At 45.2% G+C, this 11,127-nt stretch carries 8 protein-coding genes; 6 read left to right on the top strand and 2 right to left on the bottom strand.

Features of this window, described 5'->3' with window-relative positions; genetic code table 11:
• From QVA83_RS13800 to cynS, 6 genes are all read left to right on the top strand, one after another.
• On the top strand, positions 1–620 hold a 620-nt coding region (locus tag QVA83_RS13800), incomplete at its 5' end, for an AAA family ATPase (protein WP_287498597.1).
• Positions 621–656: 36 nt separating this feature from the next.
• Positions 657–1,790 (top strand): DUF58 domain-containing protein, encoded by a 1,134-nt coding sequence (locus QVA83_RS13795; RefSeq protein WP_287498596.1) that lies wholly within the window; start codon positions 657–659, stop codon positions 1,788–1,790.
• Positions 1,787–3,853: a transglutaminase TgpA family protein gene (locus QVA83_RS13790; RefSeq protein WP_287498595.1), complete on the top strand. Its 2,067-nt coding sequence runs from the start codon at positions 1,787–1,789 to the stop codon at positions 3,851–3,853. The genes QVA83_RS13795 and QVA83_RS13790 overlap by 4 nt, the downstream gene beginning before the upstream one ends.
• Positions 3,854–4,294: 441 nt before the next feature.
• Positions 4,295–5,143, top strand: a complete 849-nt coding sequence (locus QVA83_RS13785; protein WP_014949030.1) for a formate/nitrite transporter family protein — start codon at positions 4,295–4,297, stop codon at positions 5,141–5,143.
• Between the two features lie 126 nt (positions 5,144–5,269).
• A complete protein-coding gene (locus tag QVA83_RS13780) occupies positions 5,270–7,180 on the top strand; it encodes a bifunctional protein-serine/threonine kinase/phosphatase (protein ID WP_156078178.1) in 1,911 nt (636 codons plus the stop codon).
• A gap of 18 nt (positions 7,181–7,198) precedes the next feature.
• The gene (gene cynS, locus QVA83_RS13775; protein ID WP_014949029.1) at positions 7,199–7,648 is read left to right on the top strand and encodes a cyanase; all 450 of its coding nucleotides are present in this window, start codon (positions 7,199–7,201) and stop codon (positions 7,646–7,648) included.
• A gap of 113 nt (positions 7,649–7,761) precedes the next feature.
• Here cynS and fusA read toward each other — a convergent pair whose 3' ends face one another.
• Together fusA and rlmM are read right to left on the bottom strand one after the other, a co-directional pair.
• Positions 7,762–9,849, bottom strand: coding sequence for an elongation factor G (fusA, locus tag QVA83_RS13770; protein WP_014949028.1), 2,088 nt, complete (start codon positions 9,847–9,849; stop codon positions 7,762–7,764).
• A gap of 183 nt (positions 9,850–10,032) precedes the next feature.
• A partial coding sequence (gene rlmM / locus QVA83_RS13765) for a 23S rRNA (cytidine(2498)-2'-O)-methyltransferase RlmM (RefSeq protein ID WP_287498594.1) occupies positions 10,033–11,127 on the bottom strand: 1,095 nt, incomplete at its 5' end.

Raw genomic sequence — 11,127 nt, 5'->3', positions numbered from 1 at the left:
ACAGAGCCAGCCCCAAAACACAAAGCGCCCTGTTAGAAGCGATGGAAGAGCGACAAGTAAGTATCGATGGTGTAACCCACGCGCTACCCTCTCCATTTTTTGTTATTGCTACACAAAACCCAAGCTATCAATCGGGCACTTATCCCTTGCCAGAGTCCCAACTCGACCGTTTCTTTATGCGTATCTCTTTGGGCTATCCAGCGTGGGAAGCAGAAAAAGCCATGCTATTGCAACAGGATGCATCAGCACCGCTTGCACAAATATTAAATGAGGAGAATTTGCGCGAAATGCAACGAGAGGTAGCCACTATTCATACCAGCGATGCCATTATTCATTACATTCTAAGATTGGTGAGTGAAAGTCGAGAAAGTAATGATTACCCTAATCCCCTATCGCCACGAGCGAGTAGAGCGATACTCCAAGGTGCCAAAGCCTGGGCGTTTGTTTCTGGAAAATCATATGTTACTCCCGAAGATGTACAGGCCGTCTTCGTGGCCATTACCGCTCATAGGCTAACATTGTCTTCACATCAGTTGGCACAAGGGCAGCAAACCCATGCTTTTGACGGTGAAAAACTGAGCCAGAAATTACTCGATAGTATTGACCCACTGGCAGCCTAGCATTCATGAATTTTCGGAGCGCTAAAGGTGCGTAGAATGCCAGCTTCACTTTCGAATTACCTACAACGCAGGCTATTAAAGTGGTTAGACAGGCGAGTTCCGGCTTCTCACGAACATCACCTCAACGTAAACAGTATTTTTATATTGCCGAGCGGATTCGGTTGGTCTTTTATTATTCTATCGCTGTGTTTGTTTTTACTTGGCACTAACTACCAAAACAACTTGATGTTGCTGCTTAGCTATTTGTGCTTAAGCATTATGCTATTAACGCTGTTTTACACTCATCAAAACTTTGCGCGTTTAGCGCTTAAAGCGACGCCCCCCAGTCCATTTCACTGTAACTTACAGGGTGAATTGCAGCTTCAGGTTATCCCTCACCCGTCAGCGCCAACGAAAACGTGCAATGGTGTATTAGCGATAAAGTGGCTAAATACAGTGCGCCCCATGGATACGACTGCTCATGCAAGCAATGAAAACATTTCAGTGGCTCAGCAGACGTACAGCTTTTCTTTAAACGACAATGAAGTTACGGATACAAAACAAACGCAAACCCTCAGCGTGCCTCTTCCAATACCAGTACGGGGGCGATTTGCACTCGGCAGACTAACCATTGCATGCGATTTTCCGTTGGGATTATACAAATGCTGGACCCACCTCGATTTTGACCAACAAGTCACTGTCTACGCAAAACCTCAAGAAGGTCCGGTCACTGTTAATAAGGTAGCGAGTTCTAATGAGTCGGATAGCGTCAGTCAGGTTAACGACCTTACAAGTAACGAAGACTTTTACGCATTAAACGATTACGAAGTTGGACAGCCGCTTAATCGCGTATCATGGAAGCATGTGGCGAAAAACGGAAATTGGGTTTCGAAATCCTTTACCTCCTTGCAAAGCGACAGTTTTGTACTTTCAGTTCCCTCAAACATAGATGTGGAAACTGCCGTGTCGGCGCTTACCTATGCAACATTGTCTTGGACAGGCGCAAACCGGGTATTTGGAATACAGTACAAAGGGCTTAACATTGCCCCTGCTCACGGGGTAAAACAAATGCACGAATGTCTTAGTGCACTTGCGTGTTTGAATTCGCATTCATCACAAGCTTCTTCAACCTCAAATAAAACGGTCTCAATATCTTCCATAAAGAATGAAAGGGCGAGGTCAACGAAATGAGCTCCGCTATCTTAAGCCGTTTAACGCAATTAACCGTTGTTAAAAGCGTGTTTAGCCAACCAACGTCCGTGGCTGTGCTTATGCTCTGCATAGCTTTCTCTCTTATTCTTTTTACTCTTACCGCGCCGCTTATGACATGGGTAATTATGCTAGGTGGGTGTGCTGTGATAGTGAGAGCCGCAGGCCTTAGTGCGTTGAATAGTTTGCCAACATCACGCACGGTTAACTTGCTGGCAATATTGGCAGTGTTCGCATTATCGTGGTTCGGCTTTTCAGTAGGATTGCTTGATAGCATGATTAACCTATTGACCGTCGCGTGCGCGCTCAAAATCATGCTGGTTGAGAAAAAACGAGATTTTCACTTAATTGTATGTACCTGTTTGTTCTTGATCGGCTGCGGATTTATCTCGTCTCTAAGCGTATTTGCGTGGATTGGCTATACAGGAATACTGGCCCTGCTGCTATTCGCGACTGCCATTTATCACGGTGCAGGAGTACCCAAATCAAAAAGCATTAAATTCGTGACCGTACTTATTGTCCAAGCTTTCCCTATCGCGCTGCTACTGTTTTTACTGCTTCCCCAACTCCCTCCGCTTTGGCAGATGCCCACGTCAAAGTCGACTGAAACCGGGCTTTCTGACACGGTGACGACTGGTGATATTGCGTCACTTGCAAGTTCATCTGAATTGGCTTTCAGCGCCACATTTGAAAACGCAGAAGCAGTCCCTGTTGCACCGTCCAGGTATTGGCGCGCTATGACCTTAGAACATTTTGACGGGAAAACCTGGTCTATTAGCAACAAACGCAAACAGGCAGAGCAGCAGTTAGCTTACATGGGCAAGCCAACACCCTTGTCAGCTCTGGCCGAGGAAAATACGCCTCAAGTGATAAGTTATGAATTGATCGTGGAACCCACACAGCAAACGTGGCTGTTTGCGCTAGCGCCTTCGACACCCAACAACCGCGAGAACAGTATTTTCGTAAGAAGTCTTTTTGATTTTACGTTAAGGGCGAATAGCCCAATATCCAGTAAAAAAGCGTTTTATCTGCGCTACTATCCAACTGCTCAAATCACTAGCGGAATAGGAAATTTTGAATCGCAACTAAACCTTCAGGTTTCCATGAATGGCAACCCTCAAGCCAGAGCATGGGGACAGACACTTGCCAAACAATACTCAAGCGCACAGCAAATTGTTAGCGCAATAATGCGTGAATTTAATCAAGGGGGCTTCCGCTACACCCTATCGCCGAACGCCATGCCTACCGACCCCATCGACCGTTTTTTATTTGAAGAACGCTCAGGTTTTTGTGCCCATTACGCAGGCGCCATGGTGTATGTGCTTCGCGCCGCAGGGGTACCGGCAAGAATGGTGACAGGCTACCAGGGCGGAAGCGCACTTAATGACAATGTGCTGCAAATAAGGCAGTACGATGCACATGCGTGGGTGGAAGCATTTATTGATGGTGTATGGATTCGACACGACCCAACGAGTATGGTGGCACCGTCACGCTTAACCTTCGGGCTTGAACGTGCGTTGGAAGAGCTTGGGGAGTCTCGTGAAGCGAGTATTTTGGGCGACCTTAGCAACGCTGCCATTTTTGCAACGTTACAAAGCTGGTTTCAACAGCTCGATTACTCATGGAGTAAATGGGTACTGGGCTTTGACAATACTGCGCAAACCAACATGCTTGAAGAATTACTAGGCTCGCTAACGCCGCAAAAAATGCGAGTTGTATTTCTTTCCGCCATTGGCCTAATTGGGCTTATTTTAGCACTTTATTTTTTACCCAATACGCATCGCAACACACTGTCGCCCTCACACAGAGTTTTACTAAACGCAATAAAATGCGTTGAAGCTAAAACAGGAAAAGAAAGAGGGAATAAAACCTTGTCCGCCTTTATGAGTGAAGTTAACCCTTTGATAAACGAAGATGCTACCAAGGCACTAACACTTCTGTGTGAACTATTTGAGCATGAAAAATACGCACACCGAACACAAGAGACAAAAGTTTATCCAACCATGAAGCGTCAGTTAAAAATGTTAAAACAGGCATTAAAGTAGGAAATGGTTAAACCGGTTGCACCTTAAACACTCACACTCCCCCCCTTTTTAGTGCAGACTAATTAATAGTGCCTTGGCGCAAGCGTCTATCAACACAGCCATGAATTTATACAAAGCATTGTTTTTAATAGCAATAAATAACGCATTTAGGTACATTTTGGTTATTGGCACTTTTTTAGCTTTGTACAAATGGATAACAAAAGTACGAAGGCGCTTATACAAGTATTAGTTGCCAACGGGCTTCAGAGTACAAAGGCGTACATATAACCGACGGTTTATTTGTTAGCTACCACAATGCATGAGTTTCGGACAAAGGCGTCCCCAGTTCTTTCTTACGAGAGCGCTGCGGACGCCTTTTTTTGATCTTCTGGAACGCATTGAAACAGTAAACGCCAACACACAGATGACAACTTATTAATAACGACAACGTGAGGTGAAACCATGGCTTATCTTCTCCCCGCTGAGTTTGCAACCAAGATGGTAGATGCAGGCGAAGCCAAAATTTATATGTCTACACGAGATACTCTAATTCGCGCTTATATGGCAGGTGCAATATTGGCCCTAGCCGCTGTTTTTGCCGTTACCATTGCCGTTCAAACCGGCGTGTTTCTTCTTGGCGCAGTGTTATTCCCAGTGGGCTTTTGTATGCTCTACCTTATGGGGTTTGACCTATTAACCGGCGTGTTTGTACTTACCCCGCTCGCTTGGCTTGCACAGCGACCTGGCGTCACGCCAAAACAAATTCTACGAAATTGGGGATTAGTATTTTTAGGTAACTTTGGCGGCGCATTAACCGTGGCCTTTATGATGTCGTTTATTTTTACCATGGGGTATAACGTGGATGGCGGTGCCATCGCGACTAAGGTAGCCAGCATTGGCGAAGCTCGTACATTGGGCTACGCAGAACACGGCGTTGCAGGCTGGTTCACCATTTTTATTCGCGGCATGTTGTGTAACTGGATGGTGTCGCTAGGCGTAGTGGGTGCAATGATTTCAACCCACGTTAGCGGAAAAGTACTAGCCATGTGGATGCCAATCATGCTGTTCTTCTTTATGGGTTTTGAGCACTCAGTAGTAAACATGTTCCTTTTCCCATTTGGCCTTATTATGGGCGGCGACTTCTCGGTTATGGACTACTTCATTTGGAACGAGATCCCAACTGCACTTGGAAATCTTGTTGGTGGCCTCGCCTTTACTGGACTAACCCTGTACACCACCCACGTTAAGACGCTACCCAAACGTACTATCCCTGTTGATAAAGCCGCTGCATCGCAAACACTGCCTATTTAACTAAAGCGCTTATCTTAAAGCCATCATGCCTTGTCCCTACAAGACACGTCATGATGGCGTTATCCGTTTCCTTGGAAATAACTAATTGGGCTCATAATTAAATATGCAGGTAAGAAGCAATTAAACATGAATGAGCGAGCCGCGTTAAACGCCCCAATTAACCCACCAGCTAACACGCTCAGTGTAAGTGCATTTTCTACAGCCGGCGTTAAAGCGATAAACCAAGATGCATACGCTTTTCATGTTTCTGATAACCCAGATCAAAGCAGCGTTTTTGTTATCGCCGACGGTGTAAGTAGCAGTACGGTTAGCCAAGTTGCTAGCGACTTTGCTACCAGTCAGTTTATTAAACTGTTTAATATGGCGCCGGAACAATGGTCGGTTAAGACGCGCGCTGAAACCATTATTAAAGAGATAAACGCGCTGCTTTACACACGTACGCAAAGAAGTCCCTTTTGCTATACACCAGAAAAAGGTTATGTTTGCACGTTAACAGTGGCAGTGGTAACAGGCAATCACATGGATGTATTTCATGTGGGGGATTGTCAAATTCAGGTTATTTCTAAGAACGCACAGTCGCCTGTCTTACTCACAAAACCTCATCGTCAAGTATCGGAAAGTGAGCCTTCGCAGAGTTATCTTACTAAAGCATTAGGCGTTAAAGCGAATATAGACATCGACCACACAACACTCACCCTCAACTCATCGAGCACGTTTTCGATAAGTAGCGACGGGGTTTATGAGTTTGTTTCGCTACCCACCATTCTTATGAAAATCAGTGAGGCCGATACGCTTTCTGAAAACCAAGCTGCGCTGGTAGTACATGAGGCATTTACTAGAGGAAGCGATGACAACCTCACCTTACTTCTCGTAAAGGTTCTTGTAGCTAGCCATGATGGCCTAGACGATCACAGACACCCACTGTATACAGGCGTTTCAACTTCACCTCATTCATCTGTACTTAACAGGTCGTTGGGCGAACAACTGATAACCAATTCTGAGGTTTCTGATGCTGCGATTCATTACTCAAATCAGCATTCTGATGAACATGTATGCGAAGAGCCTGCTGCCGCAAACTTTAAGACGGGTGATGATGTTGATGGACTGAAGCTAGAACGACAGCTTTATACGTCGGCCCGAAGCCATGTTTTTATTGCCACCAATTCGTCTTGTGAAGCTACGCACAGAAACAGCCCTGTGGTTGTAAAAACACCGGCTACCGACTTTACCCTATCACCAGAAATGGTAAATGGATTCCTAATAGAGAGCTGGTTTTCGAGACGGATTAATTCGGCACACGTTATTAAAAGCCCAACGTTTACTGATTTGGGTTTACCGTACCCTCCTTCTTCTTTTTACAGCGTAAGTGAATATATTCAAGGTCAAACGCTAGCTCAATGGGCTGTTGATAATCCTACGCCGCCATTAGAGCAAGTTAGGAATATAATCGAGCAGGTTGGTAAAGGTTTACAGGCAATGCACCGTCAGGGCATTGTTCATAGGGATATACGCCCCGACAATATTATTATTAGCGAACAAGGGCACTGTACTATTATAGATTTGGGTTCAGCAGCCTTAGCCGATGCCCCAAGCCTCTATAGTGACACACCTATTCCTGGCGCTGCACTTTTTTCCGCACCTGAATACTTTTTAGGAAATGTTGGCACAGAGCGCTCTGATCTGTTCTCCTTAGCCGTACTCACCTACTATCTTTTGTGCGGGCGTTACCCCTATGGCACAAAGCTCGCTCATTGTCGCACGTTGGCCGAGCAGAAAAAGTTAAAATACCAAACCGCATTGGCTCCTAATCGACCAATACCTAATTGGGTTGATAGCGCCCTTAAGCGTGCTTTGCATGTGAACCCTGATAAGCGATTTTCTTCACTATCTGAGTTTCTTTTTTCGCTTCGCTACCCAAATCCATCACAACATACGGCGTACGAGCCGTTAGTAAAACGACACCCTCTTTTTGTGTACAAGGTGCTAATACTGGCACTTATTTTCAGCAATCTAGTTACGCTCATTTTGTTTAACTAACCCTTTAAGGAAATGTAAATGATTACATCGAGAACCCAAGTTACCGACATGATCCAGTCAGCCAAAATTTTAAAAGGCATAAAGTGGAGTCAGATTGCCGAAGTTGTTGGTCAGTCAAAAGAATGGAGTACAGCAGCTTGCTTAGGACAAATGGCCATGACAAAGCAGCAAGCTGAAGCCGTGGGTGAGTTACTTGAACTCACCGACGAAGCCATTGCTTGGCTTCAAATCGTGCCTTACAAAGGCTCGTTACCCACAGAAGTCCCTACCGACCCGCTTATTTACCGCTGGTATGAATTGGTGAGTGTGTATGGCACTACATTAAAGGAATTAATTCATGAAGAGTTTGGCGACGGCATCATGAGTGCAATTGATTTTTCTATGGATTTACAGCGCGAAAACGATCCTAAAGGTGACCGTGTCAGCGTAGTTATGTCAGGTAAGTTTCTGCCATATAAGATGTACTAAACGTATTTCAGGATGGGACACCCGACATAAAAAAAGCCGGTCATGCGACCGGCTTTTTAGTATTTCTTGAAGCGTAAGCTAACCCAAAGTCAGCTTACGTTCGCAAAGGCTAATTACTTAGCAGCTTTACGTGCTTTCGCTTCTTCAATTACTTTGTCAGCTACGTTCTGAGGACATGCTGAGTAGTGGCTGAATTCCATAGAGAACTGACCACGACCAGATGTAATAGTACGTAGGTGACCGATGTAACCAAACATCTCAGATAGAGGTACGTCAGCCTTGATGCGAACGCCAGTAGCGCCAGCTTCTTGGTCTTTGATCATACCACGACGACGGTTAAGGTCACCGATTACGTCACCAACGTTGTCTTCTGGGCTGAACACGTCAACTTTCATTACAGGCTCAAGAATTTGAGGACCTGCTTTTGGCATTGACTGACGGAATGCGCCTTTCGCTGCAATTTCGAACGCGATTGCTGATGAGTCAACTGCGTGGAAACCACCGTCGAATAACTCAACTTCAACATCTAGTACTGGGTAGCCAGCTAGTGGACCCACTTCCATCATGCCTTTGAAGCCTTTTTCAATGGCTGGGAAGAATTCTTTAGGTACGTTACCGCCCACAACAGAAGAAGTGAACTTGAAGCCTGAGTTAGTTTCGCCCGGACGGATGCGGTAATCAATCTTACCGAACTGACCAGAACCACCAGACTGCTTCTTGTGCGTGTAGCTGTCTTCAACCGCTTGCGTGATAGTTTCACGGTATGCAACCTGAGGCTGACCAACTTCTAGCTCAACGCCGTAAGTACGCTTCAAGATGTCTACTTTGATATCTAGGTGAAGCTCACCCATACCTTTAAGGATGGTTTCGCCTGAATCTTCGTCAGTTTCAACTTGGAAAGATGGGTCTTCTGCTACTAGTTTACCGATAGCGATAGACATCTTTTCATTAGCGCCTTTGTCTTTTGGCTTAACAGCAATCGAGATTACTGGCTCAGGGAAGATCATTGGCTCTAGTGTACAAGGGTGCTTCGGATCACATAATGTGTGACCAGTTTGAACGTTCTTCATACCAACAACAGCTAGGATGTCACCTGCTTGTGCTGAAGTAAGTTCTGTACGTTCATCAGCGTGCATCTCAACCATACGGCCGATACGCTCAGTCTTACCCGTTGCGCTGTTAAGAATGGTGTCGCCTTTGTTAAGTTTACCAGAGTAAATACGGATAAACGTAAGGGCACCGAAACGGTCGTCCATGATTTTGAACGCAAGTGCACGGAACGGCTCGTCAACAGATACTGTTGCAACTTCACCAGTAGGCTCACCCGTTTCTTCGTCAGTTAGATCCTGTGGATCAACTTCTGTTGGAGAAGGTAGGAAGTCTACAACCGCGTCAAGAACTAGCTGAATACCTTTGTTCTTAAATGCAGAACCACAGTATGTTGGGAAGAACGCTAGGTCACGAGTACCTTTACGGATACAACGCTTGATGTCTTCTAGAGACGGCTCTTCACCATCCATGTAAGCCATCATTAGGTCGTCGTCTTGCTCAACAGCAGTTTCGATCATTTGCTCGCGATATTCTTGAGCTTTCTCAACCATGTCTTCAGGGATGTCTACAACTTCGTAGTTTTCAGGAAGACCTGAATCGTCCCAGATGTACGCTTTCATATCTAGAAGGTTAACAACACCTGTAAACTCGTCTTCGATACCGATTGGAAGCGTCATTACTAGTGGGTTTGCAGCAAGTACTTTCTTAACTTGGCCAACTACACGGTAAAAGTCTGCACCCATACGGTCTAGTTTGTTTACGAAGATTACACGCGCAACTTCTGATTCGTTAGCATAACGCCAGTTAGTTTCTGACTGAGGCTCAACACCGCCAGAACCACAGAATACACCGATACCGCCGTCTAGTACTTTAAGTGAACGATATACTTCAACTGTAAAGTCAACGTGTCCCGGAGTATCGATGATGTTCATGCGATGATCTTTCCAGAAACAGGTTGTTGCCGCTGACTGGATGGTAATACCACGCTCAGCTTCCTGCTCCATGAAGTCAGTTGTTGATTCACCATCGTGAACCTCACCAGTTTTATGGATTTTACCAGTAAGCTTCAAGATACGTTCTGTTGTGGTAGTTTTACCCGCGTCTACGTGGGCGAAAATACCAATGTTTCTGTAATGAGATAAGTCTGACATTAGTTCACTTTCATTGGTTCAGAGTAAAAAAACGGCCGGATTATAAAGGATTTCTATACCAGATTTACACCTTTTTTAGCATAAACCTTAAATTCGTTTGCCAAAATCCGCGCCACCATCAATTCTTTTCTTTAAGTATCAATAACTTATTAATTAATGACACTTTTTTGAAAAATAACAAAATCACACCTCATCTTTTGAAGTGCGAACAATTGTTACTGTAACTTCATCTCTGTCGTGGTAGAGATGCCTCACCTTCACCGCAAATGCATCTTCCAAGGCATTTAATCGGCCTCTTAGCAACGTCATGGCTTCAACTACAGTTTCATAACGTTGTTTCATAGGTAACTTTAAATTGAATATTGCGTGCGTTGCCCAGTGCTTAACTAACCAATCACCCATCAATTTAGCTACCCTATCGGGTTGCTCTATCATATCACATACCAGCAAATCTACACGACCAAATTGTGGTCGATAGGTAAACCCGTCTGCCGCGTGATGTTCAACCAAGCCCGTGCTCATTAAACTATCGGCTACAAGTCCATTGTCGATAGCTTCAACATACATTCCGCGCTTCACCAGCTGATATGTCCAACCGCCAGGGCATGCACCTAGGTCCACGGCACGTCCACCGCTTCGAAGTACCTTAGCCTGCTGTTTGTCGCTCAGCATATTCACTAAGGCATCTTCAAGTTTAAGCGTCGAGCGGCTCGGCGCATCACTTGGGAACTTTAACCGGCAAATACCCAAGTGATCGCCACTAGCATGACTGGGTAATGTATAGCCAATATGGCAAATCTCAAATGACTCAAAGAAAATATGTAGCTTTGGTTTACCTAAATTTTCCTTTGCGGTGAGCCATCCCGCCTTTCTTAGGGCTTGGCGAAGAGGAACAGTAAACTTTCGGCAGAACTTTGCGAGGGTTTTACCTTCTTCTGTATCTGGGTATTCGACGTCTATGGCGCCAAAAATTTGAAATGGTTTTTCTACCTCTTTCAAAGCCTCGAGCACTTGCCCTACCCTGTCCTCTTTCTCTATATCGTTTAGCGTGGCAAAAACTGCCACCAGCTGACGAGGGAAAATACTGTCGTGAACTGCAAACTGAGTAATGGTTTGTTCCAACTGCGAGGGATCGTATAAGTGATAAAGTACAAAGCCACTGTTCTTCTTCGACACTGGGTAGCCATAACATTGGGCTTCACCATATCGAGATGTAAGTTCGTTAGCCGTATCGTTTTCATACCCAGGTCGGCAATACCCTAAAATACTGGTGTTAGA

This window comes from Alteromonas sp. AO-Serp (genome assembly GCF_017849675.1).
Lineage (GTDB): Bacteria > Pseudomonadota > Gammaproteobacteria > Enterobacterales > Alteromonadaceae > Alteromonas > Alteromonas macleodii.
This window is presented reverse-complemented; position numbering and strand designations above follow the sequence as displayed.

Excerpts from the sequence above, each read along its gene's own strand:
- QVA83_RS13780 (WP_156078178.1), top strand. The coding sequence starts at position 5,270 with ATGAATGAGCGAGCCGCGTTAAACGCCCCAATTAACCCACCAGCTAAC.
- fusA (WP_014949028.1), bottom strand. The coding sequence starts at position 9,849 with ATGTCAGACTTATCTCATTACAGAAACATTGGTATTTTCGCCCACGTA.
- cynS (WP_014949029.1), top strand. The coding sequence starts at position 7,199 with ATGATTACATCGAGAACCCAAGTTACCGACATGATCCAGTCAGCCAAA.
- QVA83_RS13790 (WP_287498595.1), top strand. The coding sequence starts at position 1,787 with ATGAGCTCCGCTATCTTAAGCCGTTTAACGCAATTAACCGTTGTTAAA.
- QVA83_RS13795 (WP_287498596.1), top strand. The coding sequence starts at position 657 with ATGCCAGCTTCACTTTCGAATTACCTACAACGCAGGCTATTAAAGTGG.
- QVA83_RS13785 (WP_014949030.1), top strand. The coding sequence starts at position 4,295 with ATGGCTTATCTTCTCCCCGCTGAGTTTGCAACCAAGATGGTAGATGCA.